We start from the raw sequence: 19,126 nt of genomic DNA, 5'->3' as shown, positions 1-19,126 counted from the left end.
TAGGATATGGGCGACGATATAGACCTCCCCGGTGGCGATTATCAAGATTGCAGCTATGACTAAGGGTTCACGCTGGGTTCGGTGGAGTTTCTTAGGCCTGCTGCTGCCCCTTGCTACAGGGGCAGCAGCCTGGCAGGGCTGGGCCTGGTGGAGCTGGGCCAATCGGCCAGTCAGCGACAGCACGGCTGACACTGCGGCTCAAATTGTGCAGATTCAAATTCCGCCGGGCACTCCGGGGCAGCAGATTGGCCAAGATCTGGAGGCAGCTGGCCTGATTCGTTCGGCTACAGCCTGGAAGCTGTGGTCGCGCTGGCAGGCCTGGCAAAATCCTGAAGTCGGGTTTCAGGCGGGTACCTACGCCCTCAGCCCCAGCGACTCAATGACCGCTATGGCTGAGACCATTCGCAGTGGTCAGGTAGTGCAAACCTCGTTCACCATTCCTGAGGGCTGGAACCGCAGGCAAATGGCCACCTATTTTCAGGAGGCCGGGTTATTTTCGGCCGATGCCTTTTTGGCCGCCACAGAGCAAATTCCCAAAGATCAGTACCCCTGGCTGCCCGATGCCATTCCTCACCTGGAGGGATTTTTGTTTCCGGATACCTACCAACTACCTGCTGAAGGAGTCACCCCTGAAGCGGTGGTAGACGCTATGCTGCAGCGCTTTGAGACGGCGGCGCTGCCGCTCTACCAGCAGGCCACTACCGACCTATCGCTGCTGGAGTGGGCTACGCTCGCCAGCATTGTTGAGAAAGAATCTGTGGTTCCCGATGAGCGAGGGATCATTGCCGGGGTATTTACCAACCGCCTGCGGCAAAACATGCCCTTGGGAGCCGACCCCACCGTAGAGTACGGCTTGGGCATTACCCAAACAAAGGAACAGCCCCTCACCTGGGCACAGGTGGGTACGCCCTCACCCTATAACACCTACATCAACCCCGGCCTGCCACCGACCCCGATCGCCAGCCCTGGCCAAGCCAGCCTTGAGGCTACCCTAGCCCCGACCAGCACTGACTACCTCTACTTTGTGGCCCGCTACGACGGTACCCACGTCTTTAGTCGCACTCTGGCTGAGCACGAGGCCGCTCGCGATGCGATTCGAGCCGCTATTGACAACTAATCTGACAACTAGCCGCCACAGGATGGTAAAGCAGGCGTTCAGGCTGCTCAGGCTTTTCCTACCGTTGGGAGGAAAAGCTGCGATCGCTCCTCCTGCCTGCACCTACAGGCCGCCAATCTAGACTATGCTGGCCTTTGGGGCTTTATCATTTTGCTATGTCCTTTTCTCGCCTGCTGCAACCCGATTTAGTTCTGAGGGGAAACGTGCTCAGCATTTCTCCAGAGCTACTGACCCGCCACGGTCTCAAGGGAGTGATTTTAGATGTGGACGATACCCTGGTGCCCCTGCGTCAGGCCGAAACCAACCCCGACCTGGCCCGCTGGATGAACCACATCAAAGCCGAAGCCTCAGTGTGGCTGGTGAGCAACAACATCAACGCCCCTCGTATTAGCCGCATTGCAGACCTGCTGGAGGTACCCTACCTGACCAGCGCTGGCAAACCCTCAGGCCGCAAACTTAAGCTGGCCCTGGCCGCTATGAACCTGCCCGCCAATCAGGTGGCGATGGTGGGCGATCGCCTGTTTACCGATGTTCTAGCCGGTAACCGAGTCGGGTTGTTCACGATTTTGGTCAGCCCTATGCCCGACCTCAATCAGGTTGTGCGCACCTCGCCCCTGCGCTCCCTGGAGGTGATTATTTCCCAATACTTGGGGGTCACGCTTTAGACGCTTGATAGGCCTCCTCTACGGACGTCAAGCCTTTACAAGCCGCAACAAACAAGCGAGAAACGTTGCGCAGGAAAATATAAAGAAAACATTAGAGTTAATTTGATACCTGAAAAATGCTGCGATATTAGGTAGAGATAAAGAGGGGCCAGTTTATAAAGGCTCTTAATTTAATAAGCCATTTTTGGGTGTCGGCCTTGGGGTTGGCACCCAAAGTTTTTTAAAGACTGGCGGAACGCGATCGCCTGTTTCCCAGCTACCCCAGGGGTTTGCGCGCTCAGCTGCAACTAGCCCTAGGGGGGTTGCTATACTGCCAGGGTTATCTCTTTGAGTGGTTAGTGGTTGAGTGTGAGCCCCGTTCAAACCCCCGTTCAAACCCTAGTCGTAAAGATTGGCACCTCTAGTCTGACCGGCGGTGGGGCAGGTCAGTTTGCCCTCTCGACCCTGGCGGCGCTGGTAGAAACCCTCTGCACCCTCCGCCAGCAGGGGCACCAGGTGGTGCTGGTGTCATCGGGGGCCGTGGGCATTGGCTGTAGGCGACTGCACCTGAGCGAGCGGCCTAAAACCCTGGCCATGAAGCAGGCGGTGGCCGCCGTGGGGCAGGGCCGTCTCATGCGCATTTATGACGACCTGTTTTCGGCCCTCAACCAGCCTATTGCCCAGGTGCTGCTGACCCGTAGCGACCTGGCCCAGCGATCGCGCTACGTCAACAGCTACCGCACCTTTCGGCAGCTGCTGCAGCTGGGGGTGATTCCCATCGTCAACGAAAACGACACCGTGGCGGTAGAAGAACTCAAATTTGGCGACAACGACACCCTGTCGGCTTTGGTCGCCAGTTTAATTGGCGCTCAGTGGCTATTTTTGCTGACCGATGTCGATCGCCTCTACTCTGCCGACCCACGCTCTAACCCTGGGGCCGAGCCAATTATTTCGATCGATCGCCTGGCAGACATTCAAGCGCTGAAGGCGGTCGCCGGGGGGCAGGGGTCGGCCTGGGGCACTGGCGGCATGCTGACCAAGCTAGAGGCAGCCCAAATTGCCACCACCGCTGGCGTCCGCACGGTTATTACCGATGGCCGTCAGCCCCAAAATGTCGTCAAAGCCCTGGCCGGGGAAGCCGTGGGCACTCAGTTTGCCCCCCGACCGCAGCCCAGCCCGGCCCGCAAACGGTGGATTGCCGCTGGCCTTGCCCCCACCGGACGCCTTTACCTCGACCAGGGAGCCACGAAAGCTATCTTGACCAGAGGCAAATCGCTGCTGGCCGCAGGCATTACCCATATCGAGGGCGAGTTTGAGGCTCAGGATGCGGTTGTGATTTGCAACGCCAGCGGTGCCGACATCGCCCGAGGCATTGTCAACTACAACGCCTCAGAGCTGCAGCGCATTCTGGGACAGCGATCGGAGAAGATTGCCGATATTTTGGGTTATGACGGGGCTGATACTGTAGTTCACCGCGACAATTTGGTCATTGCCGCCGATAGGGATAGCCCCGGCAGCCCATAGGGCCTGGCTGTTCGTAATGCTCTGCGATCGCTGATGTCCAGGGCGTGTCATCAATTCTGGTCAGCAGCCCTGCATTTCAAACCTTGCCACGCCCGACCCAAAAAACAGGCTAGGGGCTGTAGCCCTTGATTTTTCAGGCATTCAGCAGCTAATTGATGACAGCCCCTAGGGCTTTAGCAAGCTCCCCTGCGATCGAACAAAACCGTAATAGTTTTTACAATTACCTGCAGGTCATACAGGGGCGACCAAATATCCTGGTAGTGCAGGTCGAGGTGCACAATTTCTTCAAAGTCTTTAATGGCCGATCGCCCGCTAATTTGCCACTGCCCCGTCATGCCGGGCTTGACTTCCAGCCGCCGCCAGTGATGGGAACTGTAGCGCGAAACCTCGTCTTCGGTAGGCGGACGAGTGCCTACCAGGCTCATGTCGCCCTTGAGAACGTTCCAAAACTGTGGAAACTCATCGAGGCTGGTTTTGCGCAGCAGACGACCAATCCGAGTAATGCGAGGATCGTTCTCGTTTTTGAAAATAAGGCCCTGGGCTTGATTAGAAACAGTCTGCTTGAGAAGGTCGGCGTTTTGCACCATCGAGCGAAACTTCCAGATGGTGAAGGGGCGTCCCTGGAGACCGTAGCGCTTCTGGGCATAGAAAACCGGTCCAGGGCTGTCGAGCTTAATGGCTAATGCCACCGGTACCATAATCAAACTAAGAATAGCTAGGCCCACCAGGGCACCCAAAATATCAATAGATCGCTTAATCAGGCACTTAGCGGAAGGATGAATAACGGCTACGGAAAAGTCTGGAGTCGCATTTCCGGAACTGTCTGGACGGAGGGATAGCATGGTAGACCCTGTTGACGAACTCGTGTGCTGCAAGTATTTCTGAAAATTTTATACCGACCCAACCGTGAATACCTCAATAAATTAAGCAGCTCTGTGCTTTTTTTTACACAGGTACCGAGTAGGACTAACCCTTGATGAATAGTACTGGAACTGCTAAGGGACGTAGTGTGATGATTGTCACAATAACTTCAGGTATAAGTACACACGGCGGTATGTGATCACTATCAGCCCAACTAGAGTAAACCGGGCTGCGGTGAGTGCCCCTTCGCAGAAACTTTCTATAAGAGTAGCGATCGTAAATTTTGTGTAAAATTTTTAATGGATGATACTTTCGGTAGAGTACCTAAGCTAAAAACAGCCCTGTTTCGTGAGTCTGAAGGGAACAGATACTAAGATAGGCCTACAGCCGACCTAGAACACGCGAAAAGGATTGATTTCATGGCCGGGGCAGACACTATGGCGGAGGATTGGTTATCCCGCTTACGAGAAGATTTTCCTGATCAGCCTCAGTCTGTCTGCCAAAGTATTGTCAGTTGGCTGTTGGGCGAGTCTCCGGAGCGACTGGCCGACCTGGCGGAGGCCGACCTGGCGATCGCACGGCAGGCAATTGAGTACCGCTATCGTATTTTGCAGCAGCGCTACTGGGGGGTCAGCCCCGATCAGGGCTATCAGCGGTTGATCAAACGGCTGAGCAGTCTATTTCTAATTCGCAACAAGATTAAAACCTGGATCTCGCTCAGCCGCGATCGCCGTCGTTCGGTGGTCGACGTGATTCAGGAGGTGATTCAGGAGATGATGCGCAGCGATCGCCACTTGGCCCAGCAGCTCAAGTGGATCGCCACCTGCACCCAAAACTCACGCCTGCGCAACCTGCTGATGCTGGCCAGCATCGAAGAATACTGCCTGCGCCCCATTCGCAACCAGCCCCTGATTATCTATCGCTTTGTCAACTACCTGCGGCGCAGTCAGAAGGGCGGCATGACCCAGGTGCCAACCGGCGAACTGATTCGCCTGGTCTCTGATGAGATTGCCGCCGGTGACAGCGAAGACTCCCTTAGCCTACTCGATGTAGAAGCCTGGAACCAGTACCAGGAAGAGCAAACCGAGCTAGAGCAGCAGAGCATGCGGCACCAGGTGAAGACCTCGTTTGTCAACTACCTCAGCCGCAACCTTGATGACACAGCCGCCCACTGGCTAGAGCTACACCTAAAAGGGCTGAGCCAAGACCAGATTGCTCAAAGCCTGGGTATGCCGGTGCAGCAGGTCTATCGCCTGCGCGAAAAAGTCAGCTACCACGCGGTCCGTATCTTTGCCCTGCGCGAGCAGCCCGCAATGGTGCTGGGCTGGCTCAAGACCTCGCTGCAAGAGCACAACTTTGGCCTCACTCACTCCCAGTGGGATCACTACTGGCAGGGCCTTTCTCCCGAAGAGCAGGCAATTTTAACGACTTACAAAGAAGGTCAACCCACTGAGGCCCTGGCCCGTCGCCTGGGGCTCAAGAATAGGCAAATTCAGGCCCAGTGGGTGCAGCTTTACCTGCGGGCCCAGGATCTCCGCACCCAGGGGGAGGGATAGCAGCTGGGCGCGCGCATCCCCAACCTGTGCTCGTAGATGGAATCAACCCTATTTCAGGGCTGCAAATAGCCGGCCATCACGCAGTCTTCAATCACCTCCAGTACAAAGGGCCACAGATCTGGGGCACCCGTTTCAACTGGGGCCATGCGCTGCATGACCTGAGCGCGGCAAATGCCGTGCTGCTTCCAGGTGCCGCCGCTGGTCTGCCAGTTGTGCAGCAGGGGCTGAATGCGGTCGAGGGCGGCGGCAAAGCGGGCGGTGGGGGTAGCCTGGGCCTCAAACTCGTCCCAGAGCTGGCGCAGGCGATCGCCATCCGACTCGCTCTGCCCATCGCTTGCGACGGTGGGCAGCAGCCCAAAAATGCGATCGGCGGCCCGCTGCTCGCGATCGGCTTTGTCGGAGTGGCCAGCGATGTCGTAACAAAACGTATCGCCTGCATCAATTTCGACCAGATCGTGGATGAGCACCTGGTGAATGGCGCGCTGCACATCTACTCCTGGCGGGGCGTATTCAGCTAGCACCAGCACCATCATGGCCAGATGCCAGGAGTGCTCGGCGCTATTTTCGCGGCGCGAGGCATCCATCAGCTGGGTTTGGCGCAGAACCTGCTTGAGGCGATCGATCTCGACGACAAAGGCGATTTGTTGCTGAAGCCGTTGGTTGGTCATGGAGGGGAGTGTTATAGTAGAGAGGACTCGGACCCATGCGGTCACAACGCCCAAATCATGTCAGGACCGGAAGGTAGCAGCATTACGGGATGCTTGTGACAGGCGTGGACTCCGGGTCTTTTGCGTTTTGGCCGCTTGACGCCTTCCCCCCAGGTTAGTAGGGGGATAGCGACGGGTTTCACCCATGATAGGGGCGGCATTGCCCCTGGGCACCTGGTCTCTGCTGCCGTTACGCTAGATCAGTTGCAGCGCGAAAAGGAGACCGCTGGCTATGGCTGGTTTCGGAGACGTCGTTAAAAAAGCGTTTTATTTAGGGGTTGGGGTAGCTTCCTACGCTGGCGAGAAGGCAGGCGATACCCTCAAAGACTTGCGAGAGCAATCGCAAACCCTGGTGAATGAGTTGGTAGCCCGCGGTGAGATTACCGCCGAGGAGGCTCAGCGCCTCGTGAATGACATGGTCAACCGGGCTCAGAATACGACCGCTAGCAGCGCTAGCGCGACAGACAATCTGCCGCAGCCGCGACCCATTGAAATTTTAGATGACGACACGCCTAGCCCTGTCGATACCCAAACTGAGGCGCTGCGCAACCAGGTGGCGGCTCTGCGCCAAGAACTAGAAAACCTCAAGCGTAAGTCGAGTAACTAGCCCTATGGATGACTGGTCGAAGCAGTTTTTTAATGCCTTTGGCACCGCCGTACAAGATTTTACCCAGCAGCTGAGTGAAGACACCGAGCGCTGGCTGGATGAACTCACTGAGCAGCTGATCCATGCCTCAGACGTTCTCCTAGAGACGACTGATCAGTGGGCAGAGCAGGTCCAAGAGGTGATTGATCCTGAGATCGATCGGATTGTGGATGAACTCAACCACGCGGTAGCGCCCTGGCGATCGACGCTCAATACGCAGGTCGATGGTGTCGTCGATCAGCTCGACGAAATTTTGGGGCCGTTGGTGACGGGCCTATCGGGCATTGATCAGTGGTTTGAGGAAGTCTCGAGCCCCATCAACAGCACCGTGGAGCCGCTGCTGCAAAACTATCCAGCCTGCGTGGGCTGCCGCAACTTCTGCGGTCAGACCTACGGCGGCAATACCCTGGTGTGCGCCATGCACCCCTTTGGCCCTGAAGAAGAACGCCACTGCCCCGATTGGGACTCGGTCTGGCCCCAGCCCCCGACCCTGTAAGCTACCGATCCCGTAATGGTGCCATCGGTTGCGCAGCCGTCGCCAGTACCGTCAGGACGTTCTGGGTGGTCTGAAAAGAGAGTTATGCAACCGATGCTCTGAAGTGCATTGCTGCGCGTTGGCGCAGCCTCGCCTTAGCGTTATGCACCCTACGGGTGGTCGGTCAGCAGCGGGAAGAAGTGGCCGACGGGGCCTTGGCCCTGGCCAATCGCCAGGGCGTGCTTGAGGGCGCTGGTGACGTAGTCTTTGGCCTCTTTAACGGCGGTCAGGGGGGCTTGGCCCAAAGCCAGGTTGGCTGCGATCGCAGCCGACAGCGTACAGCCCGTACCGTGGGTGTGGGTGGTATCGACCACCTCTGTGGCCAGAACTACTACCTCGTGCCCGTCAAACCAGACGTCGGTGCTGCGCAGGCGATCGGCCATCCCGCCGCCTTTAACCAGCACCGCCTGGGGACCAAGCTGGTGAATGTGGCGGGCGGCGGCTTCCATATCCGCCAGCGTGGAAATTTCTAGGCCGCTGAGCAACTGCGCCTCATGGCGATTGGGCGTGAGAATGTGGGCCTGGGGAATCAGACGGCGGGTCAGAGTAGCGATCGCGTCATCGTCAATTAGCTGGGCTCCGGTGCGCGACACCATAACCGGATCGACAACTACAGGAATGCCTTGGGGCAGCGAGTCGAGAGCCTGCACTACGGCTTGAATGATGGTCTGGTTGAGCAGCATGCCGGTTTTGACCGCCTGTACCGCAATGTCGCTAGTCACGGCCTCGATTTGGGCGACCACGGCCTCGGACGGCAGCGCATCAACCCGCGTTACTCCCAGGGTGTTCTGGGCGGTAACGCAGGTAAGGGCGCTGGTGCCGTGGACCAGGTGAAAGGCAAACGTGCGTAAATCAGCCTGAATGCCGGCTCCACCACCGCTGTCAGAACCAGCGATGGTGAGGGCCGCAGGCCAGGGAGGCGGCATGGTCATCACTAGCGGTTGTTGTTAGGCCGTCGCCGCTGCAAAAACTCGGGGATATCTAGCCCTGCCCCAAGACCGCTGGAGCCGCTGCTGGCCGGGGGTGTAATCGGTGGAGCCGACAGCGTGCGCTTAAAGGGGGTAACGCGGGCCACCTCTAGCTCGGGCTGGGCTCCGGCGCGGTGGTTAAAGCCGGTGGCAATTACGGTGATGCATACTTCACCCTGCATGCGCTCGTCGATAACAGCCCCAAAGATAATATTGGCGTTGGGGTCAACGCCTTCGTAGATGATCTCGGCAGCGGCGTTGACTTCGTGCAGGGTGAGGTCGGAACCGCCCGTGACGTTAAACACGGCCCCAGAAGCCCCGTCGATGGAAGACTCTAGCAGCGGCGAGGAAATTGCCGCGATCGCTGCTTCCCGCGCCCGCGACTTGCCCGACCCTGTGCCAATACCCATTAGCGCCGTACCCGCGTCGGCCATAATGGCCCGCACATCGGCAAAGTCTACGTTGACCAGGCCGGGGATCGTAATGATGTCAGAGATACCCTGCACCCCCTGGCGCAGAATATCGTCGGCGGTGCGAAAAGCCTCCTGCACCGGAGTCTGCTCAGAAATCACCGACAGCAGCTTGTCGTTAGGAATGATGATTAGCGTATCGACTCGGCCCTGAAGCGCAGCGATGCCTTCGTCGGCCTGATTCATGCGGCGACGCCCTTCAAAGGTAAAGGGGCGAGTCACGACCCCAACGGTCAGCGCTCCCGCTTCCTTGGCGACTTCGGCCACAATGGGGGCAGCGCCCGTGCCTGTGCCACCACCCATACCGGCGGTAATAAACACCAGGTCAGACTCTTCTAGGGCAGCGGCAATTTCTTCGCGCGATTCTTCGGCGGCTTTTTGACCAATGGCCGGGTTGCCCCCTGCCCCTAGCCCACGGGTCAGCTTCTGACCAATGTGCAGGCTGTTGGTCATGGTGGTGGTATCGAGGGCCTGGGCGTCGGTGTTGACCGACCAAAACTCAATTCCGGCGAGGCCGCTACTAATCATGCGGTTGACGGCATTGCAGCCGCCGCCGCCGACCCCAATCACCTTAATGCGGGCGACGCTACTGGGCAAAGCCGTGTTGTTGGTGTACGTTTCTCCGGGCATAGCTCTGGCATTGTGGGGTTGACTGGAGTTAAGCTCGCCGTGGCTAAACGGGTTAGACGGGCTAGCGAAAGCGGTCACAGCATCAGCCGACGAGCGCGGATCGGAGGAGACAGATTCTGCCTGGTGAGACGAATAAGCCTCGTAGTCAGCGCCGCTGTGGCCAGCACCATTGCCGTGGGGGTCGTCGGGGAGCATAGAAGTTAAGGTCGTAGACAGTATATTAATTACCCGTACTAGATAACCGAAGATAGCACCTAAGTCCTGAAAATCTAAGCCCCGGCTGATTCTAGACAACTATAGAGTACTTCGATGGAAAAAACCAAATCGCCTTGGCAAGTCTTAAACTACCTGATTTAACCACTGAAACCCAAAAAATAAACGCTCCTGCCCAAATATATTGAGTCAATTTTGAGCAAAAAAATCTTTGCTGACGCAACGCCACGGCTTAGGGCTGATCCCTTGGGGCCAACATTCGTGTCAGCCTAGGGACGGGGGGTAGGTGCTGCCGATGGGGCATCGGTATCGACTACCGCTATTGAGGGCGCTTCGGGGTTGCTGAGGTCAATGCGGGCGACTTCGGTGTCGGTGAGCTGGTTGGGCAAATTGCGCATGCGATCGAGGGTGGCCAGCTGTTGCTCTAGCTCTGGGCTGTAAGGGCCGAGGTAGACCGTGCCAAGGGCGGTCTCAAGCACCAGGTTGTTGGGGTCGTGCCAGTCGATCTCGGTAATGGCGACCGGGCTGTTGACGATGGTTTCGTAAATTTGGGGCCAGTAGCGCTGATACTGGGGCTGAATACCGCGCAGCTGGAGGGTGGGCAACTGCGGCGAGGCGCTGCCAATGCCGAAGCTAGACAGGGGCATCCAGGCTCCGTGGGCATCGAGAAACCCGGCCTGGAGGTACTGATTGTCGGCGGTGCGATCGCTCTTACCGACGGGTAGCACCACGGCCACCGGCACGCGCTCTTCGACCCGAACATTGAGGCGGGGCGGCAGCAGCTGTCGGGTGACTTCGGCTGCAACAATAGGGCCGCGATCGCGCAGCTGGCGGGCCAATAGCTCTGGCTCCACCTTCATCAGGGCCTGGGGATACTGAAGCGGCACCAGGTTTTGGACTGCCTCATCGCTGAGCAGGTGGTTGCCGCTGACGTTGATCTGAGCCGGATTGTGGATCAGCCACACCGGGCGGGTAGCACCCCAAAAAATGGCGGCAGTCAGCCCCGAGAGGGCCCAAAATCGCCACAGCGCCTGGCTAATAGAAATGCGCCGCCGTCGCCTGAGGCTCTGGCGGCGGCGCTTGAGTTCGTCGCGGGAGAGGGGAGAAACGCGGGTCATGGCATGGGGAGGGCTCGGTATAGCCCGGCGATCGGAGCTGCCACAAAACGCGGGATCAGGGGCAAGAAGCGGCTTATACTCGCGTATTTTGCCCTCGCTAACCCCGACCGCCTTTAGGCTGATGCCGATTTTAGCGCCTGCAGCGATTGATGCAACGCTTTTTCCCAGCGCAGCGCTAAATCGCTGTCGGTGAAGGGAATTCGGTAGGTTTCACCGCTGGCTGTAGCCAGGGCTAGCTCCACCTTTCCTTTGGCAGGTTGGGTCTCGTCGACCACGGGCTGACCGTTGATCTCTAGCCGCAGGTCGGCAATGGCCTGGAGCGACAGCGTGGTGAGGTCGATGGGCCCTTGACGAGTAGGGCGGCCCCAGGTCAAATCATCGCCCCGCTGCCCCAGCATGGCTTTGATGTCGTATTTGCTGCGATCGAACTGTGCGGCCCAGGCTTCGTAGGCCTGCACCTTTTGGTACTCGTGCCAGCCGGCCCAGGCCAGACCGATAAATACCGCCAGCAGGGGCAGCCAGAGAAGTCCTCGTTCCATAGCAGGTCGCTTTACCTTGTGATTTAAGGCCAACTCAGGCCTTGCTCTACTAATTGTAAAGTCTTGCAACGGCAGCCGACAGAATTTCCTGGCGTCGTGAAAAAGTAGGCCTAGGCAAGTGACTTGCCGACCCACTGCATTTTATGGAGGCTGGTACATTGGCATTTCTACCCCTTTTAGCCACAGTTCCCCACACGGCTGCTTGGAGCCCCAAGGTGGCTGCTGTGATGATTGTCTGCAACCTTTTGGCGATCGCCATTGGCCGATTCACCATTCAGATTCCCGATGCGAAGCCGTCGCTGCCCTCCCCTGAATTTTTTGGCGGCATGGGGCTGCCTGCGCTGCTCGGCACCACCAGTTTTGGTCATTTGCTCGGAGCTGGGGCCATTTTGGGCCTGGCCAATCTGGGCGTGCTCTAGAGTTGATCGCAAGCGTCACAATAGTCAGCGTGAGGGGGCCGGTAGCTGAGCTATCGGCCCCCTTGTAGCGTTTAAAGCTCGGGTTTAAGCCCCTGGCAGAGGCGGCGATCGCGCTCTGCAATGCCGCTATTCGTCCGCAGATAATCGCTCACCCAGGCGCAGCCGTAGGCGAGGGGATCCAGGGTTAAGATCGGCTCTGTATTCCAGAACACCACGGTTTCGTCGTCTCCGACCGAAGCCAGCACGGTGCCCTCGCGATTAAACGCTACGCTGCGCACCCCAGAGTTGTGCTGTTTAAGCGTATTGACCAAAGCGATCGGCTGGGAATTCGCATTAGGGGGGCACCACTGCCCCGAGAGACAGTCGAGGCTCCAGAGTTTGACCGTTTCGTCAATGCTGGCGGTGACGAGCAGACTTCCGTGGGGGCTAAAGGCTACTCCCCACACCGCCGCCTGATGGCCCGGAAGCGTGGCCACCAGGGTGCCGTCGGGTCGCCACAGTCGAGCGGTATTGTCGCCGCTGCCGGTAGCAATCCAGCGGCTGTCAGGGCTGTAGGCCACCCGCCACACCGCCGACCCGTGCTCCAGGGTGTGCAGCAGATCGCCCTCACGGCTCCACAGCCGCAGTTTGCCGTCATTACTGGCCGTGGCAAACTGAGCGCCATCGGGGCTGTAGGCCACGTCCCAAATGGGGGCTGAGGCCCCCGACCAGCGGGCGATCGCGCTGCCGTTGGCGGCCCATCGGTAGAGCTGCCCCGTCACGGTACTGGCCACCAGTTCTTGACCGCTGGGGTGCCAGGCGACGCCCAGCAGCGCGGCGTCGTGACCGCCGATGATCTGCTTCAGGTTGCCCTCAAAGTCCCAAAGTTTGAGGGTAGTGTCTTCGCTGGCAGAGATCAGCCAGGGTTGAGTGGGGTGCAGCGCCAGGCGAGTAATGCCCGCCTGGTGGGCCGCAAAGCTTTTCACGGTGGCGCTGGCTGTGGAGATCAAGGTGAGATACTGGTTGCTGCCCGCCGTGGCGAGGGTTTGCCCATCGGGACTAAACACCGCTCCCAGGGCGAGGCTGCTCAACCCCTGCAGCTTTTGATAAAAGGGACTGTGCGGCTGCCACAGCAGCACCTGATTGTCGGCCCCAGCGGAGGCGATGGTTGCCCCATCAGGGCTGTAGGCGACCCCCCAAACGGCAGCGCTGTGGCCCTCTAGGGTTGTCAGTAGAGTGCCACTGGCGCTCCACAGGGCCAGGGTTTTATCCCAGCTAGCGGAGACAAACTCCTGCCCGCTCGGGCTAAAGGCCACCTCCTTAACCGGAGCCTTGTGGTGCACCAGGGTTTTGAGCAGGGTGCCCTCCACAGTCCACAGCCCGATGGTTTTATCGAGACTGCCGCTGAGCAGGCGATCGCCCGTCGGGCTAAAGGCCAGGGTGTGTACAGGGGCGCTGTGGCCCTTCAGAGTGCGCAGGTACTGGCCACTGGGCCGCCATAGCGAAATCGTGTTGTCGTTGCCCCCAATGGCGATCGCGTCTCCCCTGGGGCTGTAGGCCACAGCGCGAATGCCAGTCACCTCGCCGGGATGCTGAAACTGACCGATGTTTTTGCCTGACAGCCCCTCAGAAAGGCTAAATACTTTGACCTGGTTGCCGCTTCCCCCCACCAGCAGCGCCGCGCCGTCGGGGCTAATGGCCATACTCCAAATGCCGCGAATGGAGGTTTCAATCGTGCGCTTGAGCTCGCCTGTCGCCGTCCACAGGCGAATCGTACCATCGTCGCCCGCTGAGGCCAGGTAGCGGCCGTCGGGGGTGTAGGCGAGGGTACGAATAGCGGCCTGGTGGCCGGTCAAAGTTTTGATCAACGTACCGTCAGATTGCCACAGGTTAATGGTGGCATCGACTCCAGCGGTAGCTATTTGCCCGGCGTAGTCTGGATTGGGGTTGAAACTAGCGGCCAGTACCGCCGCCCGATGCCCCGTAAGGCGATTTTTTTGGTGAATGCTCAGCACAATGCGCTCTAAAATCGCGTCAGCCTGAGTCTGCAGGGCGGGGCTGCGTCCCGGCAGCTGCCGCAGGCGCTGCTGGCCTCGAATCGTCTCCAGCAGCGCCTCAAACGACTGTTGGGAGGAGTGCAGCGCCTCGGCGCTGCGCACAATGGCGGCAGCTTCGTTTTGGGTCGCCTGACGGTACTGACGACGGGCCACAAACCCTAAGCCAGTAGCCGCTACCAGGGCAATTGTCGCCGCCCCTAGCAGCAGGCGCTGGCGGTCTAGGTGCCGCTGCTGCTCTAAACGACGCTGGTGTTCTGCCGCCAGTCGGGCCTCAACCTCGACCAGGCGATCGACTTCTACTCGGGCCAGGGCCTCGCGCTGATCGAGGGCCTGACTGGCGGCCAAAAACCGATAGTCGAGGGGGCTCAGCCGCTGATGCTCAGCCCAGGCTAGAGTTTCTTGCAGGGCCTGACCCCGCAGCAGTCGCGACTCGTCGGCGTAGCCCGAGGCCACCCAGGCATTGAGGGGAGCGGCGTAGGGCCGCAGGTCGTTCAGCTGCTGCCGCACCCAGGTCGGGCTAAACACGGCCCGATAGATAGGGTTTTTGACCTGCAGGTAGCCACCCCGACGCTCGACCAGGCCCAGCAGCAGTAGTTCAGATAGGTCGAGCGAATTATCACTTGCAACCGCCCCCTGCTCCAGCACCTGCTGGTAGAGCCCCAGCCGCTGCCCCAGGCGGTGGGGCTGGTGCCAGAGGCGATCGCGGATAGTTTTGAGGTGCTCAGGCTCGTCGTGGAGTTCCCAATCGTCGATGATGTGATGCTGCACCAGAGCGTCAACCCAAGCGGCGACAGCCTGGTTGGCCTGGCTAGCGGCTGCGTTAACCGCTAGATGGCAAAGTTTCTGAGTGAGGAAGGGTTGGCCCCCGGTCCAGTACAGCACTCGCTCTAAAACCGATTGGGGATCGCTGAACCAGGGCTTGAGAGCGGTGACCAGAGGCTGCGCTTCCGCCAGGGTAAAGCCTTCTAGCGCAATGGCCTGGCCAATATTGAAGGGCGTGCAGGTCTTGTCGGCAACTAGGGCACTAGGGGTGGCGACCCCAAACAGGGCAAAGGTCAGCCGCTGATAGGCCGGGTTGTCGGCGCGGCGGTTGTAGCAGGTGCGAATGAGGGCAAAAAAGTCGTCGGTTGGAAAGGCCAGCCCCAAAATGCTGTCGATCTCATCAATAAAAATAACCAGAGGTGCCGCCAGGCTGGGCAGTACCACCTGCTCGATGAGTTCGGCCAGGCGGGCAACAGAGGGAAGGTGAGCCCGGCTGCGCCACCACTGACCCAGGGCGATCGGCAGGGATAGCCCGCGGACCAGAGAGGCGGCGATCGCGGCGTACCACTGGCCAATCGTGATTTGCTGACTGCCAATCGCGGTGAGGTCAATGGCCACGCTGTGCACCCCCAGCTGGTTCAGGGCCGCCATAGTGTGCACCCGCAGACTCGACTTGCCCATCTGCCGCGCGTTGAACACGTAGCAAAACTGGCCCTCTAGCAGCAGCTGCTGGAGCATGGCGTCGGCGCGCCGCTGCACGTAGGTGGGCGCGGTAGGCGGCAGGCTACCCCCCACCTGATAGGGCGACTTGAGCGGCTGGGTGAGCACTAGTTCTCCAGCAGGGTGGCAAAATACTGGCGATACAGCTCGCAGCTGGCCACCGAAAGCTGTTGCCTAAAGCGTACCAGCCCCAGCCCCTGCAAACGAAAAGACACCTGGGGCGGCAGCTTTATTCCCTTGGAACTGGCAGCCACCTGAGCCATCGCTTCACTGAGTTCAGGGTCGGCTTCGAGCACCTCTAGCTGGTGCCGCAGGTGGCTGCTGTAGATGCCGTCGTAGGCGATCGCCTGCTCAACGATCGCGGCTAGAGGCTGCTGCTGGGCCAGGTAGAACAGAGTGAGCTGGGTCAGGTACGGGTGCCCGCCGACCAGGTCGAGCAGCTGCAGCAGATCGCCGTCGTCTGGGTCTAGGCCGTAGCGCAGGGCCAGTTCCTGCACCTGGTCGAGGCTAAAGGGGGGCAGCTCAACCGCAAACCCAACGTTGAAGGGCGACTGGTGAATGTTGAGGGGCATCCAGGCTTCGGTCGAGTGGGCGATCGCCAGCCGCAGCTTTGGCCAGAGATTTTGCTCAGTTCCGTAGCGGCCCTGCTCGTACCAGGCCCGCAGCATACCGAGAAAGTCAGTGGCCACATCATCGTAAGGAAACAACTCGTCCAGGTCGTCGATGACGAGCAGCAGGGGCTGATCTGAGGCCGGCAGCAGATAGGTTTCAAAGTAGTCGGTGCAGCTGTAGATGCCGCCAAACAGCCCGTCCCACCGCTGGTCAAGCTGGTTTGGTAGCCCCAGGGCGCGGGCTACCACCGCACAAAACCAGCGCAGGGTTAGGTCAAGATCGCCCAGACAGCGGCGATCGATCGCCTGCAGGCTAACCACCGCCAGCCGCAGACCATAGTCCTGGGCATGGCCCAGCATGAGATTGATGAATGAGGTTTTGCCAAACTGGCACGGAGCCTTGAGGCGCACCATCGCTCCAGCCGTCAAAATTTCTTGGGTGCCGCTCGACTCAACCCCCGGTCGGCAAACGTAGAACGGCGAGTCGAGCGGCAGTGGGCCGTTGAGAGGGCCTCGCTGCGTCGACAGGGAGGGTTCAGCCCGCTGGGTATCTTCGGGGAGCAGGTAGTCATCGGCGGTTAGCACGAGGTTGAACGCCGCAAAGTAGGTATCTAGGGTGGTGAGGTCGACGGGCTTTTGCCGCCGTCTGGCCTTAACTAGGGTATTGGCACTCAGCCCGGTAATGGCGCAGAGCTGGTCAAGGGTGTAGGGGTTACCGCTATTGTGCTGAGCCGACAGCTGCTGCTCAGCGGCTCGCAGTCGTTGCGAACCCTGAGAGCTCAGCACAACGCCCCGCTTGCGGCGATCGCTTGAGTTCATGACTTGGGTCATTTGTTATGCAGACATCATATTTGCGCCTAGCGTGAGAAATAACGAGGGGAGAATGGCATCGGCTCTAAAGGTAAACTGCGGTGCTATTCGTCCCTCCATTCGCTCTCAAAATTACTCAAAGCAAGACCTGATTACAAGACCGACCCAAGCTTATAAACGACCACAAGCAACTCAGATTATAAACCTCAGGGTTATCAGTTTTATCTTGCTGAAATATCTTGCGATCTTGAGTAGACACCAAATTCTTCTTAAATTATGTTAAGGCTGTCTCAGAATGATTACTCAGCTATTCACGGATGGTTAGCGCGTTAACAGGCTTCTGCGATCGGGTTTGAGCCATTAAAATAAACCGCTAAATCCCAGTTCAAATGTCAAAGTTCTCATTCGATTCATGCATAAATTTCGGCATCGCTATGGCCTCAGGGCTAAACGCAAGCAAACCGTATGGCCAATTCTCACGTCATAGACCCATCGCTAACGTCGGTAGACCCTAACCTCACCTATCGCCAAGTCTCCCAGTGTCGGGGTGCCACTCGCCAGCTGCTGCTAATTGATAACGAACCCGATATTTGTGTGTTGGTACAAGCTGCCCTAGACGAGTTTAAGGGCTGGCAGGTCACCACCTGCTGTGACCCTAGCACCGTCGATCTCGCCACCAGCCCTCAGTGGGATGCTATTCTGCTAGAAATTTCTGTGGTGCGGCTCACAGGCATAGCCCTGGTGCCGGCCTTTCAATTTCACCCCAGAACCAGCCACATTCCCATTGTGCTGTTGACGTCTCAGGTCATGGCCCGAGACTACGCTCGCTTTGAGCAGATGGGCGTAGCGGGGGTAATTGCCAAGCCCTTTGACCCCGTTGTTTTGGGCGATCAGATTGCTCAACTGCTGAACTGGGCACCCAGCCGAGCCAGGTAGAGCTGGGGCCGTTCAGCGTGCTGATGGCAATGGTTCAACGGGTGCGGCAGTACAGGCGATGAGCTAAGCAGGCCGAGTTTCTGCATCGGTCTGAGGCAGGTCAGCAGCGGGTAGGGGTTCTGGGTAATAGATTGATTTGAGATACCAAAAAGCAACTACCAGCGGCAGCACGTAGCGATCCCAGGGAATCGCTTTCATCATAATTAAGGCGTTGAAAGCCACCATCCAAAACAGCAGATCTGGCTTGGCAAAGCGCAGGCAGGTAAGCAGAGCCAGACCGTAAAACATGGCCAGGTTTAAGGCGTAGAAAGGCAGCAGTTCGGCCACTTTGCCCATGTTGCCGTAGGGGGTATCGAGGGGCGGAAAAATGAGGCAAAAAACGAGCAGACCGATCGCAATCAGCAGCCACTTTTTCTGGTTTTTACGCAGAGATTCTAGAGGATTGGCGGGGCGAAACAGCAGCCACTCTGGAATGACGATATAGGCACCAACGAAGGCTAGAAAGTTGACGATGCCGCCAGGGGTCAGGGCCAGGGTGCTCTGCTGAACTTCGGGGGCATGGGAGACGATCGCGCTGGCGGGAGCGAGCCCATCAAATAGCGCCACCCAGCCCAGGAATGACAGAGAGGCCAGAGCCGGGGCCAACCATCGCTGGTGCTGGTATAGGCTCACGGGCTGCCCCTGGCGATACTGGTTGGCGATCGCTAAAAACTCGTAGGTGGCGATCGCCATCGGAAACGCCAGCATGTACTGCCGCGAAGAAATCGCCAGCACAAAAGCTAGGCCGCTCACCCAGTGGCGATCGCGCACGTAGGCCACAAACCCCAGCAGCACCCAGGTACAGGCAATCATTTCGGTGTAGAGCCGACCGCTGAGAAATAGAAAGTACGGGCACAAAAATAGCCCAATCAAACATAAGATGGCCCGACCGCCCTTTTGCCTGCTGGGCCAGCCAATGATGGCCACAATGCCGAGAGATAAAATTAAATTGAGCCACCTCCCCGCCACCATGCCCTGGTTGAACAGGTACTCTAAGAAACCAAAAATCATGAAGGGCAGGGGAGTATTTAAGCTGTGATACTCCCTGAGGTCAGCCAGCGACGGCAGCAGGCTATCGCTAAAGGTCAGGCTCGATTTCCAAAAATTGACTTCATCCCAATAGGGCGGACCCTGCAAAAAATCGAGCCAGGCCACGATCGCCAGGTAAATTGCGGTGATGCCGCCAAGAAACAAAATTTTTTGCTGGGAATGGCTGAAGGATTGCAGTTTCATAGTGGAAAAAGCCCCCTAAACTCCAGAAGAAA

General features: G+C 58.5%; 17 protein-coding genes and 1 other RNA gene. 9 read left to right on the top strand and 9 right to left on the bottom strand.

The window, feature by feature from the left end:
- Positions 1–55: 55 nt before the first annotated feature.
- The 3 genes from mltG to proB all read left to right on the top strand — a co-directional run bounded on the left by mltG (position 56) and on the right by proB (position 3,285).
- Positions 56–1,117, top strand: a complete 1,062-nt coding sequence (mltG, locus tag ACQ4N7_RS18515) for an endolytic transglycosylase MltG (RefSeq protein WP_430712970.1) — start codon at positions 56–58, stop codon at positions 1,115–1,117.
- 155 nt (positions 1,118–1,272) lie between these two features.
- Positions 1,273–1,782 carry a YqeG family HAD IIIA-type phosphatase gene (locus ACQ4N7_RS18510; protein ID WP_430712969.1) on the top strand — a complete coding sequence of 170 codons (510 nt, stop codon included), beginning with the start codon at positions 1,273–1,275 and terminating at the stop codon, positions 1,780–1,782.
- 348 nt (positions 1,783–2,130) lie between these two features.
- Positions 2,131–3,285, top strand: coding sequence for a glutamate 5-kinase (proB, locus tag ACQ4N7_RS18505; RefSeq protein WP_430712968.1), 1,155 nt, complete (start codon positions 2,131–2,133; stop codon positions 3,283–3,285).
- A 173-nt stretch (positions 3,286–3,458) separates the two neighbouring features.
- Here the strand turns inward: proB and ACQ4N7_RS18500 are convergent, their stop codons facing one another.
- Positions 3,459–4,127 (bottom strand): sugar transferase, encoded by a 669-nt coding sequence (locus ACQ4N7_RS18500; protein ID WP_430712967.1) that lies wholly within the window; start codon positions 4,125–4,127, stop codon positions 3,459–3,461.
- Between the two features lie 438 nt (positions 4,128–4,565).
- On the opposite strand from ACQ4N7_RS18500, the gene ACQ4N7_RS18495 reads away from it, so the two are divergent.
- Entirely contained in the window at positions 4,566–5,702 is a 1,137-nt protein-coding gene (locus ACQ4N7_RS18495; protein ID WP_430712966.1) for a HetZ-related protein 2, read from the top strand.
- A gap of 53 nt (positions 5,703–5,755) precedes the next feature.
- Here ACQ4N7_RS18495 and ACQ4N7_RS18490 read toward each other — a convergent pair whose 3' ends face one another.
- Positions 5,756–6,370: an HD domain-containing protein gene (locus ACQ4N7_RS18490; RefSeq protein WP_430712965.1), complete on the bottom strand. Its 615-nt coding sequence runs from the start codon at positions 6,368–6,370 to the stop codon at positions 5,756–5,758.
- Positions 6,371–6,394: 24 nt separating this feature from the next.
- On the opposite strand from ACQ4N7_RS18490, the gene ffs reads away from it, so the two are divergent.
- From ffs to ACQ4N7_RS18475, 3 genes are all read left to right on the top strand, one after another.
- An RNA gene (gene ffs / locus ACQ4N7_RS18485) (signal recognition particle sRNA small type) lies at positions 6,395–6,491 on the top strand.
- 150 nt (positions 6,492–6,641) lie between these two features.
- Positions 6,642–7,016, top strand: a complete 375-nt coding sequence (locus tag ACQ4N7_RS18480) for a phasin family protein (protein WP_430712964.1) — start codon at positions 6,642–6,644, stop codon at positions 7,014–7,016.
- 4 nt (positions 7,017–7,020) lie between these two features.
- Positions 7,021–7,551, top strand: coding sequence for a hypothetical protein (locus tag ACQ4N7_RS18475; protein WP_430712963.1), 531 nt, complete (start codon positions 7,021–7,023; stop codon positions 7,549–7,551).
- A 149-nt stretch (positions 7,552–7,700) separates the two neighbouring features.
- Here ACQ4N7_RS18475 and thiD read toward each other — a convergent pair whose 3' ends face one another.
- From thiD to ACQ4N7_RS18455, 4 genes are all read right to left on the bottom strand, one after another.
- Positions 7,701–8,522 carry a bifunctional hydroxymethylpyrimidine kinase/phosphomethylpyrimidine kinase gene (gene thiD / locus ACQ4N7_RS18470; RefSeq protein WP_430712962.1) on the bottom strand — a complete coding sequence of 274 codons (822 nt, stop codon included), beginning with the start codon at positions 8,520–8,522 and terminating at the stop codon, positions 7,701–7,703.
- A gap of 2 nt (positions 8,523–8,524) precedes the next feature.
- Positions 8,525–9,658, bottom strand: coding sequence for a cell division protein FtsZ (gene ftsZ / locus ACQ4N7_RS18465; RefSeq protein ID WP_194057550.1), 1,134 nt, complete (start codon positions 9,656–9,658; stop codon positions 8,525–8,527).
- Positions 9,659–10,140: 482 nt separating this feature from the next.
- The gene (locus ACQ4N7_RS18460) at positions 10,141–10,989 is read right to left on the bottom strand and encodes a cell division protein FtsQ/DivIB (protein WP_430712961.1); all 849 of its coding nucleotides are present in this window, start codon (positions 10,987–10,989) and stop codon (positions 10,141–10,143) included.
- Between the two features lie 113 nt (positions 10,990–11,102).
- Positions 11,103–11,528, bottom strand: a complete 426-nt coding sequence (locus ACQ4N7_RS18455) for a hypothetical protein (RefSeq protein ID WP_430712960.1) — start codon at positions 11,526–11,528, stop codon at positions 11,103–11,105.
- A 143-nt stretch (positions 11,529–11,671) separates the two neighbouring features.
- Here ACQ4N7_RS18455 and psaK point away from each other — a divergent pair, with 143 nt between their 5' ends.
- Positions 11,672–11,947 (top strand): photosystem I reaction center subunit PsaK, encoded by a 276-nt coding sequence (gene psaK, locus ACQ4N7_RS18450; RefSeq protein WP_430712959.1) that lies wholly within the window; start codon positions 11,672–11,674, stop codon positions 11,945–11,947.
- Between the two features lie 71 nt (positions 11,948–12,018).
- Here the strand turns inward: psaK and ACQ4N7_RS18445 are convergent, their stop codons facing one another.
- Both ACQ4N7_RS18445 and ACQ4N7_RS18440 read right to left on the bottom strand, forming a co-directional pair.
- Positions 12,019–15,573 (bottom strand): AAA-like domain-containing protein, encoded by a 3,555-nt coding sequence (locus ACQ4N7_RS18445; RefSeq protein ID WP_430712958.1) that lies wholly within the window; start codon positions 15,571–15,573, stop codon positions 12,019–12,021.
- Positions 15,573–16,907, bottom strand: a complete 1,335-nt coding sequence (locus tag ACQ4N7_RS18440; protein ID WP_430712957.1) for an AAA-like domain-containing protein — start codon at positions 16,905–16,907, stop codon at positions 15,573–15,575. The genes ACQ4N7_RS18445 and ACQ4N7_RS18440 overlap by 1 nt, the downstream gene beginning before the upstream one ends.
- Positions 16,908–17,351: 444 nt before the next feature.
- Here ACQ4N7_RS18440 and ACQ4N7_RS18435 point away from each other — a divergent pair, with 444 nt between their 5' ends.
- A complete protein-coding gene (locus ACQ4N7_RS18435; protein WP_430712956.1) occupies positions 17,352–17,822 on the top strand; it encodes a response regulator in 471 nt (156 codons plus the stop codon).
- Between the two features lie 63 nt (positions 17,823–17,885).
- On the opposite strand, the gene ACQ4N7_RS18430 is transcribed toward ACQ4N7_RS18435, so the two are convergent.
- Positions 17,886–19,094: a hypothetical protein gene (locus ACQ4N7_RS18430; RefSeq protein WP_430712955.1), complete on the bottom strand. Its 1,209-nt coding sequence runs from the start codon at positions 19,092–19,094 to the stop codon at positions 17,886–17,888.
- Between the last annotated feature and the right edge of the window lie 32 nt (positions 19,095–19,126).

The sequence above is a fragment of the Nodosilinea sp. AN01ver1 genome, from assembly GCF_050565655.1.
GTDB lineage: Bacteria > Cyanobacteriota > Cyanobacteriia > Phormidesmidales > Phormidesmidaceae > Nodosilinea.
The sequence above is the reverse complement of the archived record's forward strand: the minus strand, read 5'-3'. Positions and strand labels throughout refer to the sequence as shown.

Excerpts from the sequence above, each read along its gene's own strand:
- mltG (WP_430712970.1), top strand. The coding sequence starts at position 56 with ATGACTAAGGGTTCACGCTGGGTTCGGTGGAGTTTCTTAGGCCTGCTG.
- ACQ4N7_RS18510 (WP_430712969.1), top strand. The coding sequence starts at position 1,273 with ATGTCCTTTTCTCGCCTGCTGCAACCCGATTTAGTTCTGAGGGGAAAC.
- ACQ4N7_RS18500 (WP_430712967.1), bottom strand. The coding sequence starts at position 4,127 with ATGCTATCCCTCCGTCCAGACAGTTCCGGAAATGCGACTCCAGACTTT.
- ACQ4N7_RS18495 (WP_430712966.1), top strand. The coding sequence starts at position 4,566 with ATGGCCGGGGCAGACACTATGGCGGAGGATTGGTTATCCCGCTTACGA.
- ACQ4N7_RS18490 (WP_430712965.1), bottom strand. The coding sequence starts at position 6,370 with ATGACCAACCAACGGCTTCAGCAACAAATCGCCTTTGTCGTCGAGATC.
- ACQ4N7_RS18480 (WP_430712964.1), top strand. The coding sequence starts at position 6,642 with ATGGCTGGTTTCGGAGACGTCGTTAAAAAAGCGTTTTATTTAGGGGTT.
- ACQ4N7_RS18475 (WP_430712963.1), top strand. The coding sequence starts at position 7,021 with ATGGATGACTGGTCGAAGCAGTTTTTTAATGCCTTTGGCACCGCCGTA.
- thiD (WP_430712962.1), bottom strand. The coding sequence starts at position 8,522 with ATGACCATGCCGCCTCCCTGGCCTGCGGCCCTCACCATCGCTGGTTCT.
- ftsZ (WP_194057550.1), bottom strand. The coding sequence starts at position 9,658 with ATGCCCGGAGAAACGTACACCAACAACACGGCTTTGCCCAGTAGCGTC.
- ACQ4N7_RS18460 (WP_430712961.1), bottom strand. The coding sequence starts at position 10,989 with ATGACCCGCGTTTCTCCCCTCTCCCGCGACGAACTCAAGCGCCGCCGC.
- ACQ4N7_RS18455 (WP_430712960.1), bottom strand. The coding sequence starts at position 11,528 with ATGGAACGAGGACTTCTCTGGCTGCCCCTGCTGGCGGTATTTATCGGT.
- psaK (WP_430712959.1), top strand. The coding sequence starts at position 11,672 with ATGGAGGCTGGTACATTGGCATTTCTACCCCTTTTAGCCACAGTTCCC.
- ACQ4N7_RS18440 (WP_430712957.1), bottom strand. The coding sequence starts at position 16,907 with ATGACCCAAGTCATGAACTCAAGCGATCGCCGCAAGCGGGGCGTTGTG.
- ACQ4N7_RS18435 (WP_430712956.1), top strand. The coding sequence starts at position 17,352 with ATGGCCAATTCTCACGTCATAGACCCATCGCTAACGTCGGTAGACCCT.
- ACQ4N7_RS18430 (WP_430712955.1), bottom strand. The coding sequence starts at position 19,094 with ATGAAACTGCAATCCTTCAGCCATTCCCAGCAAAAAATTTTGTTTCTT.